Consider the following 23,623-nt stretch of genomic DNA (forward strand, 5'->3'; position numbering starts at 1 on the left):
AACCGGGAAAAAACGTCCCGAAGGAACGCTCATGGCCGAAGAAACGCGCGCCCCCGCCCCTTACACCGCGGCCGACCTGTCGCTGATCAAGCGCATCATCCCCCACCGCTATCCGTTCCTGTTCATCGACAAGGTGCGCGACATCGTCCCGCATGAAAGCGGCGTGGGCATCAAGATGGTCACCTGCAACGAGCCGCATTTCCAGGGCCATTTCCCGGACGAGCCCGTCATGCCCGGCGTCACCATCGTCGAGGCGATGGCCCAGACATCCGCCGTGATCGTGGGCATCAGCATGAACATCATCGACAAGCCCCTGGCGACCTATTTCATGGGCATCGACAAGTGCAAGTTCCGCCGAATGGTCGTTCCCGGCGACGTGCTTGAGCTGCATTGCAAGGCCCTGCGCGGCGGCGGCAAGATCTGGAAGTTCGAGGGCCGCGCCTTGGTGGACGGCCAGCTTTGCGCCTCGGCCGAGTTCACGGCGATGATGGCGATGAAGACCGATGGCTGACAGCCTGATCCACCCAAGCGCCGTGATCGAGGAAGGCGCCCGGATCGGCGCGGGCGTGCGGATCGGACCCTTCTGCGTGGTGGGTCCAAAGGTGCGGCTGGCCGACGGGGTGGTGCTGAAATCCCATGTCGCCATCGCGGGCGACACGACGATCGGCGCGGAAACGGTGGTCTTCCCCTTCGCCTCGATCGGCGAGGTGCCGCAGGATCTGAAGTTCAGGGGCGAGGATGTGCGGCTGGAAATCGGCGCGCGCAACCGCATCCGCGAATATGTCACCATGAACCCCGGCACGCAGGGCGGGGGCGGGATCACGCGCATCGGCGACGACGGGCTGTTCATGGCGGGCTGCCATGTGGGCCACGACTGCCAGTTGGGCGACCGGGTGATCCTGGTCAACAACGCCTCGCTGGCCGGGCATTGCCATCTGGACGACGACGTGATCGTCGGCGGGCTGTCGGGCGTGCATCAATGGGTGCGCATCGGGCGCGGCGCGATGATCGGCGCGGTGACCATGGTGACGGCGGACGTGATCCCCTATGGCCTGGTGCAGGGGCCGCGCGGTCATCTGGACGGGCTGAACCTTGTGGGACTGAAGCGCCGGGGCGCCAGCCGCGCCGATATCCACGAATTGCGCGAGATGCTGGACAAGTTGGGCGCGGGCAGCTTCCGCGACACGGCCCGTGCGCTGGCCGGGGGCGACGGCGGCACGATGGTCCGCGACGTGCTGGACTTCATCCTGGGTCCGTCTGACCGCAGCTTCCTGACCCCGAAGCCCGCATGAGCCTCCCGGAATGACCCGAACAGCAGTCATCGCGGGCCAAGGCGCCCTGGCCCCTGCCGTCATTGCCGCACTGGACGCGCCGCTGGTCTATGCCCTGGAAGGTTTCGCGCCCGAAGGCGTCGATGCACAGCCCTTCCGCCTGGAACAGCTGGTGCCCTTCCTGGACAGCCTGCTGGACCAGGACGTGTCGCGCGTGGTCTTTGCCGGGGCGATCCGTCGCCCGCGCCTTGACCCGGAACTGTTCGACAACCGCACCGCGCAACTGGTGCCGCGGATCATGATGGCGATGCAGTCGGGCGACGACGGCGCGCTGCGGGCGGTCCTGGACGTGTTCGAGGAGCATGGGCTCCAGATTGCCTCGGTCGCCGAGATCGCGCCGGACCTGATCCCGGGCGAGGGCGTCTTGGTGGGCCAGCCGACCCCCTCCGACCGCCGGGACGCCCAGCGCGCGGCCTTGATCCATGCCACGCTGGGGCCGCTTGACGTGGGGCAGGGGAACGTGGTCGCGCAGGGCCAGTGCCTTGCCATCGAGACGCTGCCCGGCACGCAGGCTATGCTGGCCTTCGCGGGCAGTCATGCCGGGTTGCGGCCCAATCCCCAGGGCGCCCGGGGCGTCTTCTTCAAAGCGCCGAAGCCCGGCCAGGACATGCGCATCGACCTGCCGACCCTTGGCCCCGACAGCGTCACCCAGGCCGCCGAGGCAGGGCTTGCGGGCATTGCCTGGCAGGCGGGCGGGGTGATCCTTCTGGACCGGGCCGAGGCGGTCCGGCGCGCAGAGGCCACAGGATTGTTTTTGTGGGCGATGGAGCCTTCGGGTATCTAGGCAACGAAGAAATCGGCTTCTTCGTCGCGTGAATACCCACAGGACATCAGCAGCGGGGCCAAGCGCATGAAGTTCTTCCTGATCGCAGGCGAGCCTTCGGGCGACCAGTTGGGCGCGGCCCTGATGGCGGGTCTGCGCGAACTGGTGCCGGACGCGCAATTCGTGGGTATCGGCGGCGAGGCGATGACCGCACAGGGCCTGCAAAGCCTGTTCCCCATGCAGGAACTGAGCGTGATGGGCATCTGGGAGGTGCTGCCGAAATATCGCCAGTTGAAGCGCCGCATCGCCGAAACGGCCGCCCGCGTGGCCGCCGAAAGCCCTGCCGCGCTGATCGGCATCGACAGCCCCGATTTCTGCCTGCGCGTGGCCCGCGCGGCGCGGGCACAGCGGCCCGGGTTGCGGGTGGTCCATTACATCGCGCCCTCGGTCTGGGCCTGGCGGCCGGGGCGGGCGCTGAAGATGGCCCAGGTCGTGGATCACGTCCTTGCGATCCTTCCCTTCGAGCCGCCCTTGATGCAGGCCGCGGGGATGACCTGCGATTTCGTGGGCCATCCCATCGCCACCGCTCCTGTCGCGGGACCGGACGAGGCCGCGCTGTTCCGCGCGGGCCACGGCATCGCGCCCGAAAGCCCCGTCGTGCTGTGCCTGCCCGGATCGCGCGGCGGCGAGGTGGGGCGGCTTCTGCACCGGTTCGGGCAGGCGCTCAGCGACCTGCGTCATTACGTTCCCGACATGCGGGTGGTCCTGCCCACCGTCCCGGGGGTTGCCGGTCAGGTAAGGCAGGAGACGGCCAATTGGCCCGTCCGGCCGCTGGTGGTCGAGGATGCCGAGGGGAAGCGCGCGGCCTTCGCAGCGGCGGATCTGGCGCTGGCGGCGTCGGGGACGGTCAGCCTGGATCTGGCGGCGAACCGGGTGCCGATGGTGATCGGCTATGACATGGCGCCGCTCAGCCGGATGCTGGTGGGAATGCTGCTGAAGACGGACACGGTGACGCTGGTGAACCTGGTCAGCGACACGCGCGTGGTGCCCGAGTTCCTGGGCCGCGACTGCCAGCCCGGCCCGATGGCGCAGGCGCTGCTGCGCCTGCTGGACGACCCCGCGGCGCGGCAGGCGCAACTGGACGCGATGGACCTGACCATGGACCGGCTGGGCAAGGGGGGCGAGGCGCCGGGTCTGCGCGCCGCCCGTTCGGTGCTGGGGGCGGTTACAGGACCGCGGTGACGATCACCTCGACCTTGTAGTCCGGCGTTGCCAGCTTCGCCTCGCCCGTTGCGCGGGCAGGGGTGTGGCCCTGGGGCACCCACTGGTCCCAGACCGCGTTCATTTCCGCGAAATCGGCCATGTCTGCCAGCCAGATCTGGGCCGACACGATGCGGGTCTTGTCCGTCCCTGCCTCGGCCAGCAGGCGGTCCACCTGTTCCAGCACCACGCGGGTCTGGTCGGCCACGGATGCGCCGGGCTCGCCCACCTGGCCCGCCAGCCAGACGATGCCGCCCGCGATGACCGCCTGGCTCATGCGCGGGCCGGTCGCGATACGCTTGATGTCGCTCATGTTCATGCTCCTTGGATGAGACGCCAGAAAAAGATCGCGGTCATGCCGAAGCCCACGATGGCAATCAGCAGGCGCAGCTTGTCGCGCGGGATGCGGCGGGCGACGGGCGCGCCGGCATAGCCGCCGACGACCGTGCCCAGGGCCATGACCGCCGCCGGCCCCCAGGCCACCGCGCCGCCCGCCGCGAAGATCGCAAAGGCGATCAGCGACAGCGCGAAGGACAGCCAACATTTCAGCCCGTTCATCTGGTGCAGGTCGGTCATGCCCCACATGGCGAAGACCGCCAGCAGCACGATCCCAAGGCCGCCGTTGAAATAGCCGCCATAGATCGCCACCGGCAGCAGGATCCCAAGGCCGAAGGGCACGACGACCGACCGCCACCGCGACGCCATGCGCCGGACCTCGTCCGCGCGATAGAAGACAAGGGTCGCGCCCAGCAGCAGAAAGGGCACCAGGACGGAAAACGCCTCGTTCGAGCTGACAAGCAGAAGGCCGCTGCCCACCGCGCCGCCGATCATGGTCCAGATCGTCAGCTTGGCGAAGGGCGCGTCCTCGATCCGGCGGATGTCGCTGCGAAAGGCGATGGCCGCCGACAGATAGCCCGGCAGGGCGGCGATGGTGCTGGTGGCATTGGCCACGACCGGCGGGATCCCCACGAAGACCAGGGCCGGGAAGGTGATGAAGGTGCCGCCGCCGGCGACGGCGTTCAGCATCCCGCCGAAGAATGCGGCGGCAAACAACAGCGCGGCTTCCAGCATGGCAGTCCTTCGGATCGGGCGAAGGACGCGGGTCCTTGGCAGGTGGTGGCGCAAGTGGCCGGATTCGGGTCGGCAGCGACGCTAACCCCAGGGGTGCAGAGGCACAAGCCCGACCGCAGTCGCCTGTTTTTCTGGCAGCAATGCCGGTTTTCCGGGCGTCCCGAACCAAGGCATGGAAGCGACACTCTGGTGCCGAGAAATGTCGCAAACGGTGTTGCGCGGTCGCGGATCGCACGGCTAACCTGTGCGGGCGCCCAACAACGAAAACAGAAAGAGGGAGAGCGCCTTTTGCTGGATGACCGCCACGGCGATGCTTTCGTCGCATTCGAGCATGTGCAGAAAAGCTATGACGGCCAGACACTTGTCGTCAAAGACTTGAACCTGTCCATCGGCAAGGGAGAATTCCTGACCATGCTTGGACCGTCGGGGTCCGGCAAGACCACCTGCCTCATGATGCTGGCCGGGTTCGAGACAGCGACTCATGGCGAGATCAGGCTGGCGGGCCGCCCGATCAACCAGGTGCCGCCGCACAAGCGCGGCATCGGCATGGTGTTCCAGAACTATGCCCTTTTTCCGCACATGACGGTGGGCGAGAACCTGTCCTTCCCCCTGGAAGTGCGGGGCATGGCCAAGTCCGAACGCGAAACCCGCATCGCCCGCGCCCTGGACATGGTGCAGATGGGCAAGTTCGCGAACCGCCGGCCCGCGCAGCTTTCGGGCGGCCAGCAGCAGCGGATCGCGCTTGCCCGCGCCCTGGTCTTCGACCCCGAGCTTGTGCTGATGGACGAACCCCTGGGCGCGCTTGACAAGCAGTTGCGCGAACACATGCAGTTCGAGATCAAGCATCTGCACGAACGCCTTGGAATCACGGTGGTCTACGTCACCCACGACCAGGGCGAGGCGCTGACCATGTCGGACCGGGTCGCGGTTTTCAACGACGGCCGCATCCAGCAGCTTGCCGCGCCCGCCGACCTGTATGAACGCCCCGAGAACAGCTTCGTGGCCCAGTTCATCGGCGAGAACAACAAGCTGCCCGGTGTGATCGAGGAATTGTCGGGCGACAAGGCCCTGGTGCGCCTGTCCACGGGCGAGGTGATCGACGCCACGCCGGTGAACGTGACCGCCAGGGGCCAGCAGGTGCTGGTGTCGATCCGCCCCGAACGGGTCGAGTTCAAGCCCGAGATGATGCCCCCGGGTGCCCACATGATCGGCGCCGAGGTTTGCGAGGTCATCTACATGGGCGACATCCTGCGCGCCCGCCTGAAGGTCGCGGGCAGCGGCGACTTCGTGATGAAGATGCGCAACACGATCGGCCAGACCCGGCTGGAGCCCGGCCAGCAGATCAAGGTCGGCTGGCATCCGGCGGATGCCCGTGCCCTCGATCCGGTCTGAAGGCCGTCCCGGCCCACGAATGATGGCGAATGCCGCATGTCCCTGCAGTTGGAGTGATCAATGAAGAAGACGCTTGCCCTGACCACCGCGCTTGGCCTGATCGCCTCGCCCGTGCTGGCCGATGTGAACCTGCTGTCCTGGGGCGGTGCCTATGGCAACAGCCATCTGGAAGCCTATGCCAAGCCCTTCGAGGCCGAGACGGGCATCAAGGTGAACATGGCCGACGCCGACAACCCCGCCACCCCCATCAAGGCCATGGTCGAGGCCGGCAACGTCACGACCGACGTGGCGTCGGTCGAATATGCCGATGCGGTGCGCCTGTGCGATGAAGGCCTGCTCGAGGAAATCGACCCGGCGATCCTGGTCGCCGCCGAGGATGGCACCCCCGCGACCGAGGATTTCATCGAGGGCGCAATCACCGAATGCTTCGTCGCGACCGATGTCTATTCGATGGTCCTGGCTTTCGACGACAGCAAGTTCCCGGAGGCCAAGCCCTCGACCCCCGCGGATTTCTTCGACCTGGAACGGTTCCCCGGCAAGCGCACCATGCGCAAGGGCGCCAAGTTCAACCTGGAACTGGCTCTGATGGCCGACGGCGTCCCGGCGGCCGAGGTCTACGAGGTCCTGGGCACGCCCGAAGGCGTCGACCGCGCATTCGCCAAGCTGGAAACGATCAAGAACGACGTGATCTGGTGGGAAGCGGGCGCGCAGCCGCCGCAACTGCTGGCCGATGGCGAGGTCACGATGGCCTATGCGTTCAACGGCCGGATCTTCAATGCCGCGCAGGCCGAGGGCAAGCCCTTCGAGATCATCTGGGACGGCCAGATCTATGAGATGGAGGGCTGGGTGATCCCGAAAGGGGCCGAGAACCTGGAGGAAGCCAAGCAGTTCGTGGCCTGGACGACCTCGCCCGCGCCGCAGGCCCGCGCGGCCGAGTTCATCAGCTATGGTCCCCCGCGCCGTTCGGCGGCGGCCATGGTCGGCAACATCGAGGGCACGGACCAGCCGATGGGCCCGAACCTGCCCACGACCGAGGCGAACATGACCAACGCGCTTGGGTCGGACCTGGAGTTCTGGGTCGATCGCGACGCCGAACTGAACGAGCGTTTCAACAGCTGGCTGGCAAGCTGAACCGGACGGGACGGGCAGGCGATGCCCGTCCCTTGCCCCTTGGGGGGCCAAGAACATGGGGCAAAGACCCTTCACCAACGGGAGTTCAGGAACGTGAAAACCACTCTGGTCCTATCCACGGCCTTGGCGGGCATGGCCTTCGCGGCAACCGCGCAAGAGGTCAATGTCGTGTCCTGGGGCGGCGCCTACGAGGTCAGCCAGGTCGAGGCCTATAACAAGCCCTTCACCGCGGCGACCGGCATCAAGGCCAACATGATCGCTGCCGACGACCCGGCCACGCCGCTGAAGGCGCAGGTCGAGGCGAACAACATCACCGGCGATGTCTTCGACCTGGCGATGGCCGATGCGATCCGGCTGTGCGACGAAGGCGCGCTGATGGAGTTCGATCCGGCCGATCTGCCCGCCGGCGCCGATGGCACCCCCGCCGCCGAGGATTTCGTCGACGGCTCGCTGGGTGACTGCGCCGTGGGCAACATCGTCTGGGGCACGGTGATCGGTTACGACAAGACCAAGTTCGAAGCCGAGGCGCCCACCACCGTCGCCGATTTCTTCGACACCGAGAAGTTTCCCGGCAAGCGCGGCCTGCCCAAGTCGCCCAAGCGGACGCTGTATCTGGCCCTGATCGCCGATGGCGTTGCCGCCGACGACATCTATGACACCCTAGCCACGCCCGAAGGCGTTGACCGTGCATTCGCCAAGCTGGACACGATCAAGAACGACGTGATCTGGTGGGAAGCCGGCGCCCAGCCGATGCAGTTGCTGGCCGACGGAGAGGTCGTGATGACCACCGTCTACAACGGCCGGATCTTTGACGCGATGGTGGGCGAGGGCAAGCCCTTCGACGTGATCTGGGACGGACAATACCTTGAGATCAACGCCTTTGTCGTTCCCAAGGACGCCCCCAATCCCGAAGCGGCCGTGGAATATGTGAAGTTCGCGACCGGCACCCAACCGCTTGCGGATCAGGCGAAATACATCGCCTATGGCCCGGCGCGCCAATCCTCGGCCCCGCTGGTGGGGATGTATCAGGATGGCACGACCGAAATGGCGCCGCATATGCCCACCGAACCCGAACACCTGACGACCGCCGTCGTGGACGACCCCGAGTTCTGGGCCGACCACGATGCCGAACTGTCCGAGCGTTTCAACAGCTGGCTGGCTGGTTCCTGACCGGGCGGCGCCCTGCGGCGCCGCCTTCACCCAAGGTTTCGAGAGAGCAAAGCATGACAAGACGACTGATTGCAGGAACGGCGCTTGCGCTGATCTTTGGGGTCGCCGCGCAGGCCCAGGACGGCCCGATCAACATCACCACCTATGGCGGTGCTTTCGGGGCCGCCGTGAACGAGGCCTTCGTCAAGCCTTTCACCGCCGAGACGGGCGTTCAGGCCACGATGGTGGACAACGACAACCCGCCCGCGACGCTGAAGGCCCAGGTCGAGGCCGGCAACATCACCAGCGATGTCTTCGATGTCGAGCAGTCGGACGTGCTGCGGCTGTGCGACGAAGGCCTGATCGAGCCGATCGACCCCTCGATCCTGCCCGCCGCCGCCGACGGCACCCCTGCGGAGGACGATTACCTGCCCCAGGCGCTGCATGAATGCGCGACCGCGATCATGGTCTGGTCCACGGTCATCGCCTACAATACCGAAGCCTTCCCGGACGCCGCGCCGACCACCGTCGCGGATTTCTTCGACACCAAGACATTCCCCGGCAAGCGCGGCATCATCAAGCGGCCGAAATACGCGCTTGAGTTCGCCCTGCTGGGCGACGGCGTGCCCGCCGACGAGGTCTACGACGTCCTGTCCACGCCCGAAGGCGTCGACCGTGCATTCGCCAAGCTGGACAGCATCAAGGACCAGGTCGTCTGGTGGGAAGCGGGCGCCCAGGCCCCGCAGCTTCTGGCCGACAAGGAAGTGTCGATGACGCTGGCCTATAACGGCCGGATCTTCGACGCCATCGTCGACGAGGGAAAGCCCTTCGCCTTTGTCTGGGACGGCGCGAACCTTGACATGGATTATTGGGTGGTGCCGATGGGAGCGCCGAACAGGGACGTGGCGATGCAGTTCATCGCCTTTGCCTCGGACCCGGCGCGGCAGGCGGATCTGTCGAAATACATCGCCTATGGCCCGCCACGCGAATCCGCCTCGGCCAGCGTCGGCACCTACAAGGACGGCACCACGGAAATGGCGCCCTATCTGCCAACGACGCCCGAAAACGCCGAGCGTGCCGTGGTCAACGATGCCGGGTTCTGGGCCGACCATGACACCGAGCTGACCGAACGCTTCAACAGCTGGCTGGCCGGCGCCTGACAGCCGACGATCGCCGCCGCCCTTTGCAGGGGCGGCGGCCCAGATACCTTGGGGAATACATGGCGAACGCTCTTGATCCGCACGCGGCCATTGCGACGACGGCCACCGGCCTTACCGATGGCGCGCTGCGGACCGCCGATGGCAGGCCGCTGGTCCGCGCGCTTGCGCGGTCGCAGTCGCTGGCCCGCCGCCGGGCCTTTCTGCTGGTGCTGCCGCTGCTGGCCTTTATCCTGATCACCTTCGTCGTGCCTATCGGGCAGATGCTGCAGCGGTCCTTCTACAACGACGGCTTTTCGGCCCATATGCCGCAACTGTCGCAATGGTTCGCCGACAATCCGCGCGGGGTCGAGCCGGACGACGCGGCCTGGACAGCCCTGGCCACCGACCTGCAAGCCGCCGCCGAGGGGCGCACCATCGGCATCGTCGGCACCCGCATCAACTATGACGTGCCGGGGACGCGGTCGCTGTTCACCTCGACCGGCCGTCAGGTCCGGCGGGGGTTGGAGCCGCCCTATCAAGCCGCGCTGCTGGACATCAACGAGGACTGGGGCAGCCCGCAACTGTGGTCCGCAATGCGCAATGCCGCGACCCCGCTGACCGGCAACTTCTATTTGGCGGCGGTGGACCGCAGCCGCGCCGATGACGGCAGCATCGTCCAGGTCGAGGAGCGCCAGCAGGTCTACGTGATGCTGTTCATGCGCACCTTCTGGCTGTCGCTGGTCATCACGGCCATCACCTTCATTCTGGGCTTTCCCATCGCGCATCTGCTGGCGACCCTGCCGATGCGGAAATCGAACCTGCTGATGATCCTGGTGCTGCTGCCCTTCTGGACTTCGCTTCTGGTCAGGACCACGAGCTGGATGGTGTTGCTGCAACAGCAGGGGGTCATCAACGATGTCCTGGTCTGGCTGGGCGTGATCGGGGGCAGCCAACGGTTGCAGATGATCTATAACCAGACCGGCACGATCATCGCGATGACGCATATCTTGCTGCCCTTCATGATCCTGCCGCTTTATTCGGTGATGCGGACGATCAACCCGTCCTATGTGCGCGCCGCGCGTTCGCTTGGCGCGACAAGCTGGACCGCCTTCCGCCGCGTCTATTTCCCGCAGACGCTGCCCGGCCTGGGGGCGGGGGCGCTTCTGGTGTTCATCCTGGCCGTTGGATACTACATCACGCCGGCGCTTGTGGGCGGATCCTCGGGCCAGCTGATTTCCAACATGATCGCGATGCACATGACCGACACGCTGAACTGGTCGATGGCGGCGGCCCTTGCCGCGCTGCTGCTGGGCGCGGTCCTGCTGCTGTACTGGGTGTATGACCGCATGGTCGGCATCGACAACCTGAAGCTGGGGTGATCCATGGCTGTCCCGACCTATGCAACCCCGCTGGAGCGCATCTGGCATTACGCCTATCTGGTGATCTGCGGGCTGATCTTCTTCTTCCTGATCGCGCCGATCATTGTCATCATCCCGCTGTCGTTCAACGCCGAGCCGTATTTCACCTTTACCGACCGGATGCTGTCCTTCGACCCCGAGGGTTACAGCATGAGGTGGTATCGCAGCCTGCTGACCTTCGGGATGCAGAACCCTGACGCCACCGGCTGGGCCTTCTGGTCGGATGCCTGGCAGAACGCGAACTGGGTGAAGGCCGCTAAGAACTCGATCATCATCGGGGTCTTCTCGACCCTGCTGGCGACGGTGCTGGGGACGCTGGCCGCCTTGGGCCTGTCGCGCCCCGAGATGCCGTTCCGCCGGGCGATCATGGCGATCCTGATCTCGCCCATGATCGTGCCGCTGATCATCACGGCGACGGGGATGTTCTTCTTCTATTCGAACCCTTGCGAGCTTCTGGGCCTGGTGGGCCTGCCCACAAACTGCGGGCGGCTTGCGGGCACCTATCTGGGCGTGATCCTGGCCCATGCGACGCTGGGGATTCCCTTTGTCATCATCACCGTGACCGCGACCCTTGTAGGCTTCGACCAGTCGCTGAACCGGGCGGCGGCGTCGCTGGGGGCCAATCCCCGCACCACCTTTTTCCGCGTGACCATGCCGCTGATCCTGCCGGGCGTGATCTCGGGCGCTCTGTTCGCCTTTGTGACCAGCTTCGACGAGGTGGTGGCCGTGCTGTTCATCGCCGGCCCGGAACAGCAGACCATCCCGCGCCAGATGTGGAACGGCATCCGCGAGCAGATCAGCCCCGCCATCCTGGCCGTGGCGACGCTGCTGGTGATCTTTTCCATCGCGCTGCTGACCACGGTGGAGTTGTTGCGCCGGCGGTCGGAACGGATCCGGGGCGTAACGCCGCGGTGAAGCCTGGGGGCTTCGCGCCCCCAGACCCCCGCGGGGTATTTGGGCAAGGAAGAAGTCCTAGGGCAGGATCGCCAGCCACATCCAGATCGACAGGACCGAGACGGCCGTGCCCACAAGGACGGTGGTGGCGGCGACCCGCTTGGCCGAGCCGTAGAGGTTGGCGAAGAGATAGGCGTTCACCCCCGGCGCCATGGCGGCGGTCATCACCGCCGACCGCAGCCCTGCATCGTCCAGGCCCGTGATGCGGGCCAAGGCATAGGCGATGCCGGGATGGACCAGCAGCGAGCAGGCGCAGCACATGGCGATGGCGCCCATGTCGCCTTCAGGGCGATAGCGATAAAGGACGCCGCCCAGGCCGAATAGCGCGGCGGGCAGGGCGGCACCGGCGATCATGTCCACGGCGGCCCAGAAGCCCTCGGGCATGACAAGGCCGGCCTGTTGCAGCACGTTCATGGTCATGCCGGCCAGGATGCCGATCACCAGCGGCGTCCGCAGCACCCCCGTCATGGCGCGCAGCGCGACGCGGCCGACCGACAGGCCGCTGCCATGGGCGCGCGTGAACTCCATGAAGGTGATGCCGAAGGTATAAAGCAGCGGCGAATGGATCGCGATGATCGCCCAGTTGCCCGACAGCGAGTCGGGGCCATAGGCGCGTTCCATGATCGGGATGCCCAGCAGCAGGCTGTTCGAGAACAGGCAGACAAAGCCGATCGCCACGCAATCCATCGGTGGGCGGTTGAACAGGAACCGCGCCCCGGCCCAGCCGATGAAATAGCTGGAAAAGGCACCGACATAGAAGGGCAGCAGCAGGCCGGGCCGGAACTCGGTCCCCAGGTCAAGCCGCGACATCGAGGCGAACAGAAGCGTGGGTGCAGCGAAGTTCTGGGCGAAGACCATCAGCCCGTCGACCGCGCTTTCTCGGAAGATGCCGCGCCAGGCTGCCACATAGCCGAAGCCCACGATCAGGAAGACCGGGACGATGATGTTGAACAGCGCGCTCATAGCGCAGCGGGGTGGTCGGGCGTGTCCGCCGCGGCCTCGATCACCATGCCGTCGAAGGCGGGCTGGATGTGGTCCGGCGTCGTCGCTGCAACGGTCGCGTAATCCATGTCGATATGCATGTTCGTCAGCACCCCGCGCGGGCAGCCGGATCGGGCGATCCAGTCAAGCGCCTGCGCCAGATGCGCATGGCTGGGATGGGGCTGCGGCCGCAGGGCGTCGCAGATGAAGACCTCGGCCCCGTGGATCAGCGGCCAGGCGGCGTGGGGGATGTCGGACACGTCGGGCAGGTAGACGATCCCGCCGATGCGCAGGCCCAGCGCGGTGATTTCCCCGTGCTGGACGCGGAAGGGGACCAACGTAACGGGGCCGCCCGGGCCGTCGACGCGGATGGGTCCGTCGATCAGGTGATGGTCGCAGATGGGCGTGTAATAGCTGCCGGGCGGGGTCTTGAAGATATAGTCGAAGCGATCCAGCAACTGTTCGGACGTGGGCATGTCGGCCCAGGCCGGGATCAGGCGACCCGCGTTGTAGGCCACCTGCCGCAGGTCATCGATGCCGTGGATATGATCGGCATGGGGGTGCGTATAGACCACTGCGTCCAGCGTCGCCACGTTCGCATCAAGCAGTTGCGGCACCAGGTCGGGTCCAGTGTCGATCAGCACCTGCGTCACCCCGCCGGGGCCGGGGCGTTCCACCAAGAGCGAACAGCGGCGGCGGCGGTTTTTCGGATTGGCAGGATCGCAGGCGCCCCAGCGGTTCCCCAGCCGGGGCACCCCGCCCGAGGATCCGCAGCCCAGGATCGTTGCCCGGATCATGCCGCGGCCTTCGAAAACAACCGGTCGAAATTGGCCGAGGTCTGGGCAGCGAATTGCGCGTAATCCATGCCGAAGATCTCGGCCACCAGGGCGGCGGTCTTGGCGACATAAGCCGGTTCGTTGCGCTTGCCGCGATGCGGGGGCGGGGCGAGGTAGGGGCTGTCGGTCTCGACCAGGATGCGGTCCACGGGAGCCGTGGCGAAGATCGCGCGCAGGTCGGCCGACCGGGGAAAGGCCGCGATCCCCGACATCGACAGGTAGAAGCCCAGATCCAGCGCCGTCTGCGCCAGGGCCGCGCGGGAGGTGAAGCAATGCATCACGCAGGAAAACGGGCCCGCCCGGTGTTCCTCGGCCAGGATGCGGGCCATGTCGTCGTCGGCATCGCGGGAATGGATGATCAGCGGCAGGCCGGTGCGGCGCGCGGCCTCGATGTGAATGCGGAGGCTTTCGGCCTGCAAGGCGGCACTGTCGGCGGTGTAGTGATAGTCGAGGCCCGTTTCGCCGATGCCCACGAACTTCGGATGCGCGGACAGGGCGACAAGCTGGTCAACCGTCGCCATCGGCTCGTCCGCCACGCTCATCGGATGGGTGCCGGCGGCGTAGAAGACTCCGTCATAGCGTTCAGCCAGGGCGCGAACCTGCGGTTCCTGGCGCAGGCGGGTGCAGATCGTGACCATCCGCGTGACGCCGGCCGCGCGGGCGCGGTCGATCAGCGCGTCATGCTCACCCTCGAAGTCGGGGAAATCCAGATGGCAATGGCTATCGACGATCGGCGTGGGGGGTGCCGCTTGGGACATGGATCAACCTTTGGATGGCAGGGCGGATCGCGCGGGCGGCAGATGCGCCAGTTCGATCAGCATATCCATCACCAGGGCGGCAGGGTCAAGGTTGACCGCCCGTCCGGTTCTCGCACGCGCCGACAGGCGCGCCTGCGCATCGGCCCAGGCCCGCGCGGCCTGGTCATCGGGCGACAGGCGGGCCAGCAAAGCGCCCTCGCCCCGGGCGGCCTGCGGCAGGGGCGGCCCCATCAGCCCGGCGCGGGCGGTTCTTGTCAGGAAGCGGTCGAGCACGGTCATGGTCAGGTCGAAGGGATCGCCATCCGCCCCCGCGCGCCCGGCCGCCCCGTCTGCGAAAACCGCCGCGCGCGGCCGGTCCAGCCGGGGCAGGGTGGTCATGAGGTCAACAAGCTGCTGGTAGCGGTCAAGCCCGCTCTGGCCTGCCAGCCGCAGGGCCTCGCCCACCGATCCGTCGGACAGGGCGGCCAGGGCCTCGGCATCCTCGTCGATGCCCAGATGCGCCAGGACATTGCCCATCTGCGCAGGCGTCAGCGGCGACAGGCGCAGGGTGCGGCAGCGGGACCGGATCGTCGGCAGAAGGCCCGCGGGCTGGTGGGCGATCATCAGGATCAGCGCATCGGCGGGGGGTTCCTCCAGCACCTTCAGCAGGGCATTCGCAGCCGCGAGATTCATGTCGTCGGCGGCGTCGATGATGGCAACGCGCCGGCCTCCCTCGGCCGCCGACAGGTGGAAGAAGGACAGAAGCCTGCGGATTTCGTCCACGGTGATCTGCGCGGACAGCCGTCCCGCCTTGTCGTCCCACGGCCTGCGGACCAGATGCAGGCGCGGTTCGGACAGGGCTGCGACGCGCCGCGCCTCGGGCGTGTCGGTGGCGCCGAAGGGGCCAGAGGCGCCCGACAGCATCCAGCGGGCGATGGCCCAGGCCAGCGTCGCCTTGCCCACGCCGCGCGGGCCAGTCAGCAGCCATGCATGGTGCAGGCGGCCGCCCTGGGCGGCCTCCATGAACTCGGCGATGGCATTGTCCTGGCCGATCACGCGGTCGGTGTGGCGCGGATGGGGGGCGCCGGGAACCCGGTCGGGTTCGGGAATGTCCTCTGGCTCAGTCTTCACAGGGCGGCCCGGATGCGGGCGGCGACATCGCTTTCGCTGCCGCTGCCATCGATCAGGCGGACGCGGTTCGGAAACTCCCTGGCCAAGGCGCGGAAGCCTTGGGCCAGCCGCTGCTGGAAATCCAGGCCGAGGCTTTCGAAGCGATCCTCGGCCCCGCCCCGTGCGTTGCCGCGGCCAAGCGCGGTTTCGGGGTCGAGGTCGATGACAAAGGTCAGGTCGGGTTCGACCCCGATCGCCAGGTCATGCATCCGGTCCACGAAGCCGCGCAACTCGCCCCGCGTCGCGCCTTGGTAAACGCGGGTGCTGTCGGCGAAGCGGTCGGTGATGACGGTTTTTCCGGCGTCCAGGGCCGGGCGGATGGTGCGCTCCAGGTGATCACGCCGGGCGGCGGTGAACAGCAGGCATTCGGTTTCCGCCGACCAGCGTTCGCCCGCGCCTTCCACCAGCAGGCGGCGGATCTCCTCGGCGCCGGGGCTGCCGCCCGGCTCGCGGGTCAGCACGACGTCGCGGCCTTCGGCACGCAGGGCTTCGGCCAGCAAGCGGGCCTGCGTGGACTTGCCGCAGCCGTCGACCCCCTCGAAGCTGATGAACATCAAAGGCCGGCGGCCTCGACGGCCTTGTGGCCCAGACGCATGACGGCGCCCTTCATGCGGCCCGTGAAGCCGGCCTCGGGCACGTCCTCGGCCGCCAGCAGCGGCGTCACCGCATCCTGTGTGCCGGGGACCGAGACGACCAGCCGGCCGATCTGATCGCCCTTGGAGATGGGCGCGGGAATGGGGGATTCATAAACCGCCTCGACCTTGACCTGGTCCTGGGAACCGGCGGGGACCAGCACGTTCACGCCGTCCTTCGTCGTCAGGCCGACGCGCGCCTTCGTGCCCAGCCAGACCGGTGCTTCCAGCACGGTGTCGCCCGCGGGCACCAGCGTTTCCATGCTGAACTGGCGGAAGGCCCAGTTGACGATCCGCTCGGACTCCTCGGCCCGCGCGGTTTCGGATTGCAAGCCGCTGATGACAAAGATCACCCGGCGCCCGTCCTGCACGGCCGATCCGACCAGGCCATAGCCCGCTTCCTGCGTATGCCCGGTCTTCAGCCCGTCCGCCCCGATGTCCAGCTTCAGGATCGGGTTGCGGTTGAAGCGGTTCGACGGCACCCGGTCCATGTAGCGGAACTCGGTCAGGGCAAAGTCATCGTAATACTGGGGAAAGTCGTTGATGATGTGCATGGCCAGCATCCCCAGATCCTCGGCCGACATCACATGGCCTTCCGCAGGCCAGCCGGTCGAGTTCTTGAAGACCGAATGCTTCAGGCCCAGCGTCTTTCCCCGTTCGGTCATCTGTCGGGCAAAGGCTTCCTCGGTCCCGGCCAGTCCTTCGGCCAGCACCACGCAGGCGTCGTTTCCGGACAGGACGATGACGCCCTTGATCAACTGCTCCACGGTCGGCGTGTCGCGGGGTTCCACGAACATCTTTGACCCGCCCATCTGCCATGCCTTGGTCGATACCGGCAGCGTGTCGTCCAGCTTCAGGCGGCCGTTCTGCAGCGCCTCGAACACCATGTACAGTGTCATCAGCTTGGACATGGAAGCAGGCGGGATCGGCACATCGGCGTTCTTCGACATCAGCACCGTGCTTGTGTTGACGTCATAAACCCAGGCCGAGGTTGCCGTCGTCTCGAAGGCCTGCGCCGGGGCAGCCAGACAGAAAATGGCGAGAAGCCGCAGCAGGAACGCGCGCATGGAAGATCCTTTGCCTGTTTGGTGTCGATGGTTACAACAAGGCCATGCGTCCCGCAACGCGGGCGGCACATCCTGAGATAGAATTGATGCTCAGTTTCCCGTGGCCTCGCGCCAATGGCGCCGGCACAGCGAGACATAGGTCTCGTTTCCCCCGACCTGGACCTGGGCACCTTGGGTGATGGCGCGGCCCTGCTCGTCGCGGCGGATCACCATCGTGGCCTTCTTGCCGCAATGGCAGATCGTGCGAACCTCGCGCAGGTCGTCGGCCAAGGCCAGCAGCGCGGCCGACCCGGGAAATAGTTCGCCCCGGAAGTCGACGCGCAGGCCATAGCACATCACCGGGATGCGCAGGTCGTCCGCCACGCGGGCCAGTTGCCACACCTGGGCAGATGACAGGAACTGCGCCTCGTCCACGAAGACGCAGGCGCAATCCGCCGCCCGGTCTTGGATCAGCGCGAACATGTCGGTGGCCTCGTCGAAGGTCAGCGCGTCCTCGCCGATGCCGATGCGGCTGGCGATGCGGCCCTGTCCCGCCCGCCGGTCAAGCGCCGCCGTCAGCAGCAGCGTCCCCATCCCCCGTTCGCGATAGTTATAAGACGCCTGCAGAAGCAGCGTGCTCTTGCCCGCGTTCATGGTCGAGTAATGGAAATAGAGCTTGGCCATGCCGCCAGATAGCCGCGCGCCCAAGGCGCATCAAGGTTGCAAAAAAGCCGCAGGGCGCGAACCCTGCGGCTTCTTCGTTGTCAAAATACCCAAAGGGCGACATCGCCCCCGGCGTTACGCCTGCCGGCTTTTCGGCGCACGAGAGGGACGGCGCGCCGGCCGCTTGTTCCCGCCCGCGCCCATCGGCTTGCCCATGCCCGGGCCACGACCGCCCTGCGGACGGGCCGAAGGAACCGGACCAACCGGGGGTTCGCCCCCGATGACCGGGATCGCGGCCTTCATGGCCTTTTCGATGGCGCGCAGTTCGCCGACCTCGGCCGGGGCGCAGAAGGCCACGGCGCGGCCGTCGCGGCCTGCGCGCGCGGTGCGGCCGATCCGGTGGACATAGTTTTCCGGCACGTTCGGCAGGTCATAGTTATAGACATGCGCGACCTCGGGGATATCCAGGCCACGGGCGGCGACGTCGGTCGCCACCAGCACCTGCGTCTGCCCCTTGCGGAAGGCGTCCAGCGCCCGTTCCCGCTGGCCCTGCGACTTGTTGCCGTGGATCGCGGCAACCGCGAAGCCCCACTTCTCCAGCAGCTTGGCCAGCTTTTCCGATCCATGCTTGGTGCGGCCAAAGACCATCGCCAGCTCGCCCGGATGCTTGGACAGGTATTCCGCCAGCAGCGTCGCCTTGTCGCCCTGCGTCACGAAATGCACGCCCTGCTCGATCTTCTTGGCCGCCTGGCCGGGAGGGTTGACGGCGACCCGGACCGGATCGGTCAGATAAGTGTCGGCCAGTTCCTCCATCAGCTTGGGCATGGTGGCGGAAAACAGCAGCGTCTGGCGGTCCTTCGGCAGCATCCGCGCGATCTTGCGCAGCGTGTGGATGAAGCCGATGTCCAGCATCTGGTCGGCCTCGTCCAGCACCAGATAGGTGGTGGCCTCCAGGCTGATCGCGCGCCGCTCGATCAGGTCCATCAGGCGCCCCGGCGTGGCGATCAGCACATCGACGCCGCGCGACAGCCGTTCCGTCTGCACGTTGATGGACGCGCCGCCCACGACGCGGAAGCTGCGGATCGGCGTGCCTTCGGCATAGGCGTCGATATTGGTGGCGATCTGCGTCGCCAGTTCGCGGGTTGGGGCCAGGATCAGCGCGCGGCAGGTCTTGGGATCGGGCTTCTTGCCGAAGTTGATCAGCCGGGTCAGCATCGGCAGGCCGAAGGCCGCCGTCTTGCCGGTGCCGGTCTGGGCCAGACCCAGCACGTCGCGGCCCTTGACGACCGCCGGAATGGCCTCGTCCTGGATCGGCGTGGGCTTCGTCAGCCCCATCGCGGCCACGTTGGCGTTGATGCGGTGGTCGATGCCCATGTCGGCAAAGGGACCGGTGGGCAGCGGATCACGGGCAGGCGCCCTGCGGCCTTCGTTCGCGTCGAAATTGGGCAGGTTGCGCGGCCGGGGTTTCTGGCCGCGGGACGGGCGGCGGCTATTGGTCGGTTCCATAAAAAAACTCTCGTGCCCCGTCCCCCGTATCGGACGCAAGGCAATGGCCGCGACGATACGCGGCGTTCAGCAGGGATGCAGGCGCGATACGAGGATGCCCGCAAGCCTCCCCGCGTGAATGGGAAACTGGAATGATTGCCGGACCCTGGGCGAAAAACGCGGCTGCTCACGCGGCAGCAGGCATCGGCTGGACCCACATGGGGCGGTTTGACGTGAAAGTCAAGTCGCACCGGCAGGCCTGCATCTTGTTAACGATGTTTAACAATGGCTGTGGCAAGGCTTTCCCGCCAATGGCAAGATGTGCAGACAAAGCGGCTTTGATTTTGTTCCAGTTTACGTTTTTCAGGAGTGCGGGCCATGGCTACCGTCAAGGCGTATTACGGGATCGACAGCCAGATGCTCGATCTCAACTTCTATTCGCGCCATTTTTTTGAAGATTTCTTCTATGAAGACATCGACATTTGGTATGAAGGCCGGACGTATCAAGACATCTATTCGATCAACGGCTGGGACTGGCCAACCGACCTGCTTCTTTCAGTCATGGGAAGCGGCTTTGGCTTCAACCCTTGGGGCGCGGTGGTTCGCGGAACCGTGACTGCAATAACGGAAGAAATCTATGACGGTGACATGATCTGGATTGCCCAGGATGTGTCCGTCTCTGCGGCAAGGCTCTATGGTGCCGGGCTGACACCCGGAGACGCGGACGACCGGGCTGTGCTCGCCTCGATGATGGCCGGGAACGACACCGTCAACCTCAGCGCCTTTGACGACCGGTTCGAGGGATGGGCGGGCCATGACCGGATGTTCGGGCATGGCGGCAATGACACGCTGATCGGCGGGACGGGCAATGACGTGCTGGACGGAGCGTCCGGCATCGACAGGCTTGTGGCCGGCGACGGGCAGGACTGGTTGCGGGGCGGCACGGGCAAGGACCGGCTGGAAGGCGGCGGCGGGGCAGACACGCTGGAAGGCGGCGCGGGCCAGGACCGGATGCTGGCCGGTCTGGACACCGCGCGGGATGTCTTCGTTTTCCGCGGCACGGGCGACAGCGTTCGCGGGTCGCAGCGCGACACGATCCTGCAGTTCCGGGCGGGTCAGGACGACATCGACCTGTCTGGCGTCGACGCCCATTCTGGACGGGGCGGAAACCAGGCCTTTGCCTTTGCCGGCACCAAGGCCGCCGCGCATTCACTCTGGTATGTCAAGCATGCCGATGGCGTTCTGGTCCAAGGCGACGTGAACGGCAACAAGACCGCCGATTTCGAAATCTGGGTGGATGACGCGACGCGCCTTGGCGCGAGCGACTTCATCCTCTAGGCACGGTCGGCCGTGTCCAGCCAGATCGTCACCGGCCCGTCATTCGTCAGCCTTACCTTCATGTCCGCGCCGAAGCTGCCGGTCTGGACCGGGATCCCCTGTGCGGCAAGGCTGTCTGCGAAATGTTCGTAAAGCCGCCGCCCATCCTCGGGCGCTGCGGCTGACGAAAAGCCGGGGCGGTTGCCGGTGCGGGTGTCGGCCGCCAGGGTGAACTGGCTGACCACTAGGGCGCCGCCGCCCATGTCCAGCAGCGACCGGTTCATCCGGTCCTGGTCGTCGCGGAAGATGCGCAGCTTGGCCACCCTCGCGGCCAGCTTGTCGGCCGCGGCCTCGTCGTCGCCCGTCATCGCGCAGACCAGCACCAGAAGCCCCGGCCCGGTGCGGCCGATCACCGCGCCCTCGACCTCGACCGAGGCTTCGGTGACCCGTTGGACAAGCGCGCGCATCAGCCCAGCATGATCCCGGCAATCACCGCCATCAGCCCGATCATCGATGCGCCAAGGGCGGCCATGTTCACCGCCACGACCCTGCGCATCCGTTCGCGCAGCGCCGCGTCGTCCAGCCCGGCGCTGCGGGCGCGGGCCACCGTCGCGATGCACCAGATCAGCGCCGCGACCCCCGCCAGGGTCAGCGCGGCGCCCCCCCAGATCAGCCAGTTGAAAACCGTCATCGGACCATCCTTGCCAATGTTTCGGCCCGTGGCCTAGCGGCGATTGCGCGTTGCGGCAAGACCGCCTAACAGATGCCGCAAAGGACGGGCAGGATCAAACGGAAGGAAGACCCCGATGAAGGACGACCAGGCCTACAGCGTCGCCGCAGACGAGTTGCGCCAGTTCATCGAGCAGTTCGAACAGCTCGAGGCCGAGAAGAAGGACATCGCCGAGCGTCAGAAGGAAGTCATGACCGAGGCCAAGGCGCGGGGCTATGACACCAAGGTGATGAAGAAGATCGTCGCCCTGCGCAAGCGCGACCGCGACGACATCGCCGAGGAGGAGGCGATCCTGGAAATGTACAAGCAGGCGCTTGGCATGGGCTGAGGCCCTTATTCCTTTGACTTCCCGTGTCTGATCCCCTATGGACGCCCCTTCGGCTTCGCATTTCCGGGGCGGCGGACCAAGGGAGATGTCTGTCGCAAGGATCGCGGTGCCTTCACGGGTGTCCGCACCCCCCATTCTGGCGATGACATGACAGACAAGACGATAGCCGCGCCCCTGGCCGCGGCTCTGGCGGCCAAGGGCTATGCCAGCCTTACCTCGGTTCAGCAGGCGGTTCTGGAAAGCGACGCGGAAGGCCGCGACATGCTGGTTTCGGCCCAGACCGGGTCCGGCAAGACCGTGGCCTTCGGCCTGGCCATCGCGCCGCAGCTTCTGGACGGCGACATCCTGCCCGACACGGATGTGCCGCTGGGCCTGGCCATCGCGCCGACGCGCGAACTGGCGCTGCAGGTCGCGGCCGAACTGACCTGGCTCTATGCCCAGGCCGGCGCCCGCATCGCCACCTGCGTGGGCGGCATGGATTACCGCAGCGAACGCCGTGCCCTGGAACGCGGCGCCCATATCGTCGTGGGCACCCCCGGCCGCCTTCGCGACCATATCGAACGCGGGTCGCTGGACCTGTCCGGCCTGCGCGTGGCCGTCCTGGACGAGGCGGACGAGATGCTGGACCTCGGCTTCCGCGAGGATCTGGAATTCATCCTGCAATCCGCGCCCGAAGACCGCCGGACGCTGATGTTCTCGGCCACCGTGCCCCCCGCGATCGAACAGCTTGCCGGCACCTTCCAGCGTGACGCCAAGCGCATCATGGCGCAGGGCGAATCGCGCCAGCACGGCGACATCGAATACCGCGCCTTCAACGTCGCCGCCCGCGACCGCGAACCCGCGATCTTCAACATCCTGCGCCTGCACGAGGCGCGCACCGCGATCATCTTCTGCAAGACCCGCGCCAACGTGAACCACCTTCTGGCCCGCATGGGCAACCGGGGCTTCAAGGCCGTGGCGCTGTCGGGCGAGTTGAGCCAGCAGGAGCGCACCCATGCGCTGCAGGCGCTGCGCGACGGCCGGGCACAGGTCTGCGTGGCGACCGACGTGGCGGCGCGCGGCATCGACCTGCCGGGGCTGGAACTGGTGATCCATGCCGACCTGCCCACCAATTCGGAAACGCTGCTGCACCGCTCGGGCCGGACGGGACGGGCAGGGGCCAAGGGCGTCTCGGCCCTGATCGTGATGCCCTCCGAGATCCGCAAGGCGCAGATGCTTCTGAAGCGCGCCCGGGTCGAGGCCGAATGGGGTCCCGCGCCTTCGGCCGACGAGGTTCGCGTCCAAGACGACACCCGGATGCTGGACCACCCGGCCCTGCGCGACGGGTCCGAGGACGACGGGGACATGGCCCGCACCCTGTTGGACCGGTTCGGCCCGGACCGGCTGGCCCAGGCCTTCATCCGCATGTGGCGCGAAGGCCGCCCCGCACCCGAGGAGCTGACGGTCCTGACCGATCGCGCCCCTGCTGCCGCCCGTGAACGCCCGCCTTTCGGCGAGGCGGTGTGGTTCTCGCTTTCGGTGGGCCATAGCGGCCGGGCCGAGGCCCGCTGGCTGCTGCCCAAGATCTGCGACGGCGGCGGCATCAACCGCGACGCGATCGGCGCGATCCGCGTCCGTGAGCACGAGACCTTCGTCCAGATCGCCGTGGCCCAGGCCGGCAATTTCGGCAAGGCGATGGAGCTTGAGCCTGACCTGATGATGCGCCGGCTTGAAGGCGAGCCGAACCTGGACCGGCCCGCACCGCGCGCAACCGATACTCGTCCCGCCCGTCGCAAGCCCGAGGGGGATTGGCAAAAGCCCGCCCGCACGGACGATGCGGAAACGGCCGTCGCCAAGCCCCGCAAGGCCCGCTGGACCCCCGAGGATCGCGCGGCCAAGGGCGCCAAGCCCAGCCGTCCCGCCTTCGACAAGCCCGGCGGGTCGCGTTCCGGTGCGCCAAAGCCTGCGGGCGCCCGCGACCGCGGCGCCAAGTTCGCCGCGCCCCGAAAAGGCGGAAAGCCGCGCAAGGGCGATTACTGAAGCTTTGAAGGCGCCCTGACCGGGCGCCTTTTTCGCAAGCGGCCGTCGTATTCACGATTAATGTTGACCTT

General features: G+C 66.8%; 25 protein-coding genes. 13 read left to right on the top strand and 12 right to left on the bottom strand.

Annotated features, from left to right (window positions below; genetic code table 11):
• Window positions 1-31 precede the first annotated feature (31 nt).
• The 4 genes from fabZ to lpxB all read left to right on the top strand — a co-directional run bounded on the left by fabZ (window position 32) and on the right by lpxB (window position 3,336).
• On the top strand, window positions 32-511 hold the full coding sequence (gene fabZ, locus IE224_RS10165) for a 3-hydroxyacyl-ACP dehydratase FabZ (RefSeq protein WP_167621522.1): 480 nt from the start codon (window positions 32-34) through the stop codon (window positions 509-511).
• Entirely contained in the window at window positions 504-1,292 is a 789-nt protein-coding gene (lpxA, locus tag IE224_RS10170; protein ID WP_167621523.1) for an acyl-ACP--UDP-N-acetylglucosamine O-acyltransferase, read from the top strand. Before fabZ ends, lpxA begins: the two co-directional genes overlap by 8 nt.
• Window positions 1,293-1,302: 10 nt before the next feature.
• Window positions 1,303-2,115, top strand: a complete 813-nt coding sequence (locus IE224_RS10175; RefSeq protein ID WP_191310063.1) for an LpxI family protein — start codon at window positions 1,303-1,305, stop codon at window positions 2,113-2,115.
• A 66-nt stretch (window positions 2,116-2,181) separates the two neighbouring features.
• Window positions 2,182-3,336, top strand: a complete 1,155-nt coding sequence (lpxB, locus tag IE224_RS10180; protein WP_191310065.1) for a lipid-A-disaccharide synthase — start codon at window positions 2,182-2,184, stop codon at window positions 3,334-3,336.
• On the opposite strand, the gene IE224_RS10185 is transcribed toward lpxB, so the two are convergent.
• Both IE224_RS10185 and IE224_RS10190 read right to left on the bottom strand, forming a co-directional pair.
• Entirely contained in the window at window positions 3,320-3,667 is a 348-nt protein-coding gene (locus IE224_RS10185; RefSeq protein WP_191310067.1) for a RidA family protein, read from the bottom strand. The genes lpxB and IE224_RS10185 overlap by 17 nt on opposite strands.
• Before the next feature lie 2 nt (window positions 3,668-3,669).
• Window positions 3,670-4,425: a sulfite exporter TauE/SafE family protein gene (locus IE224_RS10190; protein WP_167621527.1), complete on the bottom strand. Its 756-nt coding sequence runs from the start codon at window positions 4,423-4,425 to the stop codon at window positions 3,670-3,672.
• 288 nt (window positions 4,426-4,713) lie between these two features.
• Between IE224_RS10190 and IE224_RS10195 the strand changes: the two genes are divergently transcribed.
• From IE224_RS10195 to IE224_RS10220, 6 genes are all read left to right on the top strand, one after another.
• On the top strand, window positions 4,714-5,817 hold the full coding sequence (locus IE224_RS10195; RefSeq protein ID WP_167621528.1) for an ABC transporter ATP-binding protein: 1,104 nt from the start codon (window positions 4,714-4,716) through the stop codon (window positions 5,815-5,817).
• A gap of 60 nt (window positions 5,818-5,877) precedes the next feature.
• Window positions 5,878-6,948 (top strand): ABC transporter substrate-binding protein, encoded by a 1,071-nt coding sequence (locus tag IE224_RS10200; protein WP_191310069.1) that lies wholly within the window; start codon window positions 5,878-5,880, stop codon window positions 6,946-6,948.
• Between the two features lie 93 nt (window positions 6,949-7,041).
• Window positions 7,042-8,118, top strand: a complete 1,077-nt coding sequence (locus tag IE224_RS10205; RefSeq protein WP_229849326.1) for an ABC transporter substrate-binding protein — start codon at window positions 7,042-7,044, stop codon at window positions 8,116-8,118.
• A 53-nt stretch (window positions 8,119-8,171) separates the two neighbouring features.
• Window positions 8,172-9,257 carry an ABC transporter substrate-binding protein gene (locus IE224_RS10210; RefSeq protein WP_191310073.1) on the top strand — a complete coding sequence of 362 codons (1,086 nt, stop codon included), beginning with the start codon at window positions 8,172-8,174 and terminating at the stop codon, window positions 9,255-9,257.
• 59 nt (window positions 9,258-9,316) lie between these two features.
• Window positions 9,317-10,615 (top strand): ABC transporter permease, encoded by a 1,299-nt coding sequence (locus tag IE224_RS10215; RefSeq protein WP_191310075.1) that lies wholly within the window; start codon window positions 9,317-9,319, stop codon window positions 10,613-10,615.
• Between the two features lie 3 nt (window positions 10,616-10,618).
• Window positions 10,619-11,569, top strand: a complete 951-nt coding sequence (locus tag IE224_RS10220; protein ID WP_167621533.1) for an ABC transporter permease — start codon at window positions 10,619-10,621, stop codon at window positions 11,567-11,569.
• Between the two features lie 57 nt (window positions 11,570-11,626).
• Here the strand turns inward: IE224_RS10220 and IE224_RS10225 are convergent, their stop codons facing one another.
• From IE224_RS10225 to IE224_RS10260, 8 genes are all read right to left on the bottom strand, one after another.
• A complete protein-coding gene (locus tag IE224_RS10225) occupies window positions 11,627-12,571 on the bottom strand; it encodes an AEC family transporter (protein ID WP_167621534.1) in 945 nt (314 codons plus the stop codon).
• Entirely contained in the window at window positions 12,568-13,386 is an 819-nt protein-coding gene (locus IE224_RS10230) for an MBL fold metallo-hydrolase (protein ID WP_191310077.1), read from the bottom strand. The genes IE224_RS10225 and IE224_RS10230 overlap by 4 nt, the downstream gene beginning before the upstream one ends.
• Window positions 13,383-14,183, bottom strand: a complete 801-nt coding sequence (locus IE224_RS10235) for a TatD family hydrolase (protein ID WP_191310079.1) — start codon at window positions 14,181-14,183, stop codon at window positions 13,383-13,385. Before IE224_RS10235 ends, IE224_RS10230 begins: the two co-directional genes overlap by 4 nt.
• A gap of 3 nt (window positions 14,184-14,186) precedes the next feature.
• The gene (locus IE224_RS10240) at window positions 14,187-15,293 is read right to left on the bottom strand and encodes a DNA polymerase III subunit delta' (RefSeq protein WP_191310081.1); all 1,107 of its coding nucleotides are present in this window, start codon (window positions 15,291-15,293) and stop codon (window positions 14,187-14,189) included.
• Window positions 15,290-15,886 carry a dTMP kinase gene (gene tmk / locus IE224_RS10245; RefSeq protein ID WP_191310083.1) on the bottom strand — a complete coding sequence of 199 codons (597 nt, stop codon included), beginning with the start codon at window positions 15,884-15,886 and terminating at the stop codon, window positions 15,290-15,292. The genes IE224_RS10240 and tmk overlap by 4 nt, the downstream gene beginning before the upstream one ends.
• Entirely contained in the window at window positions 15,886-17,031 is a 1,146-nt protein-coding gene (locus tag IE224_RS10250) for a D-alanyl-D-alanine carboxypeptidase family protein (protein WP_167621539.1), read from the bottom strand. Before IE224_RS10250 ends, tmk begins: the two co-directional genes overlap by 1 nt.
• 90 nt (window positions 17,032-17,121) lie before the next feature.
• Entirely contained in the window at window positions 17,122-17,694 is a 573-nt protein-coding gene (locus IE224_RS10255) for a thymidine kinase (protein WP_191310085.1), read from the bottom strand.
• 114 nt (window positions 17,695-17,808) lie between these two features.
• Window positions 17,809-19,047: a DEAD/DEAH box helicase gene (locus IE224_RS10260; RefSeq protein WP_229849335.1), complete on the bottom strand. Its 1,239-nt coding sequence runs from the start codon at window positions 19,045-19,047 to the stop codon at window positions 17,809-17,811.
• 489 nt (window positions 19,048-19,536) lie between these two features.
• On the opposite strand from IE224_RS10260, the gene IE224_RS10265 reads away from it, so the two are divergent.
• The gene (locus IE224_RS10265; protein WP_191310089.1) at window positions 19,537-20,496 is read left to right on the top strand and encodes a calcium-binding protein; all 960 of its coding nucleotides are present in this window, start codon (window positions 19,537-19,539) and stop codon (window positions 20,494-20,496) included.
• On the opposite strand, the gene dtd is transcribed toward IE224_RS10265, so the two are convergent.
• Window positions 20,493-20,942 (bottom strand): D-aminoacyl-tRNA deacylase, encoded by a 450-nt coding sequence (gene dtd / locus IE224_RS10270; RefSeq protein ID WP_191310091.1) that lies wholly within the window; start codon window positions 20,940-20,942, stop codon window positions 20,493-20,495. The genes IE224_RS10265 and dtd overlap by 4 nt on opposite strands.
• The gene (locus IE224_RS10275) at window positions 20,942-21,166 is read right to left on the bottom strand and encodes a hypothetical protein (protein ID WP_191310093.1); all 225 of its coding nucleotides are present in this window, start codon (window positions 21,164-21,166) and stop codon (window positions 20,942-20,944) included. The genes dtd and IE224_RS10275 overlap by 1 nt, the downstream gene beginning before the upstream one ends.
• A gap of 115 nt (window positions 21,167-21,281) precedes the next feature.
• On the opposite strand from IE224_RS10275, the gene IE224_RS10280 reads away from it, so the two are divergent.
• Window positions 21,282-21,533: a DUF2312 domain-containing protein gene (locus tag IE224_RS10280; protein ID WP_191310096.1), complete on the top strand. Its 252-nt coding sequence runs from the start codon at window positions 21,282-21,284 to the stop codon at window positions 21,531-21,533.
• Window positions 21,534-21,680: 147 nt separating this feature from the next.
• The gene (locus IE224_RS10285) at window positions 21,681-23,552 is read left to right on the top strand and encodes a DEAD/DEAH box helicase (RefSeq protein WP_191310098.1); all 1,872 of its coding nucleotides are present in this window, start codon (window positions 21,681-21,683) and stop codon (window positions 23,550-23,552) included.
• Window positions 23,553-23,623: the final 71 nt, after the last annotated feature.

The organism is Paracoccus aerius, from assembly GCF_014656455.1.
GTDB lineage: Bacteria > Pseudomonadota > Alphaproteobacteria > Rhodobacterales > Rhodobacteraceae > Paracoccus > Paracoccus aerius.

What these genes read in the sequence shown, in the direction of transcription:
- fabZ (WP_167621522.1), top strand. Translation starts at nt 32, where the DNA reads ATGGCCGAAGAAACGCGCGCCCCCGCCCCTTACACCGCGGCCGACCTG.
- lpxA (WP_167621523.1), top strand. Translation starts at nt 504, where the DNA reads ATGGCTGACAGCCTGATCCACCCAAGCGCCGTGATCGAGGAAGGCGCC.
- IE224_RS10175 (WP_191310063.1), top strand. Translation starts at nt 1,303, where the DNA reads ATGACCCGAACAGCAGTCATCGCGGGCCAAGGCGCCCTGGCCCCTGCC.
- lpxB (WP_191310065.1), top strand. Translation starts at nt 2,182, where the DNA reads ATGAAGTTCTTCCTGATCGCAGGCGAGCCTTCGGGCGACCAGTTGGGC.
- IE224_RS10185 (WP_191310067.1), bottom strand. Translation starts at nt 3,667, where the DNA reads ATGAGCGACATCAAGCGTATCGCGACCGGCCCGCGCATGAGCCAGGCG.
- IE224_RS10190 (WP_167621527.1), bottom strand. Translation starts at nt 4,425, where the DNA reads ATGCTGGAAGCCGCGCTGTTGTTTGCCGCCGCATTCTTCGGCGGGATG.
- IE224_RS10200 (WP_191310069.1), top strand. Translation starts at nt 5,878, where the DNA reads ATGAAGAAGACGCTTGCCCTGACCACCGCGCTTGGCCTGATCGCCTCG.
- IE224_RS10210 (WP_191310073.1), top strand. Translation starts at nt 8,172, where the DNA reads ATGACAAGACGACTGATTGCAGGAACGGCGCTTGCGCTGATCTTTGGG.
- IE224_RS10215 (WP_191310075.1), top strand. Translation starts at nt 9,317, where the DNA reads ATGGCGAACGCTCTTGATCCGCACGCGGCCATTGCGACGACGGCCACC.
- IE224_RS10220 (WP_167621533.1), top strand. Translation starts at nt 10,619, where the DNA reads ATGGCTGTCCCGACCTATGCAACCCCGCTGGAGCGCATCTGGCATTAC.
- IE224_RS10225 (WP_167621534.1), bottom strand. Translation starts at nt 12,571, where the DNA reads ATGAGCGCGCTGTTCAACATCATCGTCCCGGTCTTCCTGATCGTGGGC.
- IE224_RS10230 (WP_191310077.1), bottom strand. Translation starts at nt 13,386, where the DNA reads ATGATCCGGGCAACGATCCTGGGCTGCGGATCCTCGGGCGGGGTGCCC.
- IE224_RS10235 (WP_191310079.1), bottom strand. Translation starts at nt 14,183, where the DNA reads ATGTCCCAAGCGGCACCCCCCACGCCGATCGTCGATAGCCATTGCCAT.
- tmk (WP_191310083.1), bottom strand. Translation starts at nt 15,886, where the DNA reads ATGTTCATCAGCTTCGAGGGGGTCGACGGCTGCGGCAAGTCCACGCAG.
- IE224_RS10250 (WP_167621539.1), bottom strand. Translation starts at nt 17,031, where the DNA reads ATGCGCGCGTTCCTGCTGCGGCTTCTCGCCATTTTCTGTCTGGCTGCC.
- IE224_RS10255 (WP_191310085.1), bottom strand. Translation starts at nt 17,694, where the DNA reads ATGGCCAAGCTCTATTTCCATTACTCGACCATGAACGCGGGCAAGAGC.
- IE224_RS10260 (WP_229849335.1), bottom strand. Translation starts at nt 19,047, where the DNA reads ATGGGCATCGACCACCGCATCAACGCCAACGTGGCCGCGATGGGGCTG.
- IE224_RS10265 (WP_191310089.1), top strand. Translation starts at nt 19,537, where the DNA reads ATGGCTACCGTCAAGGCGTATTACGGGATCGACAGCCAGATGCTCGAT.
- dtd (WP_191310091.1), bottom strand. Translation starts at nt 20,942, where the DNA reads ATGCGCGCGCTTGTCCAACGGGTCACCGAAGCCTCGGTCGAGGTCGAG.
- IE224_RS10275 (WP_191310093.1), bottom strand. Translation starts at nt 21,166, where the DNA reads ATGACGGTTTTCAACTGGCTGATCTGGGGGGGCGCCGCGCTGACCCTG.
- IE224_RS10280 (WP_191310096.1), top strand. Translation starts at nt 21,282, where the DNA reads ATGAAGGACGACCAGGCCTACAGCGTCGCCGCAGACGAGTTGCGCCAG.
- IE224_RS10285 (WP_191310098.1), top strand. Translation starts at nt 21,681, where the DNA reads ATGACAGACAAGACGATAGCCGCGCCCCTGGCCGCGGCTCTGGCGGCC.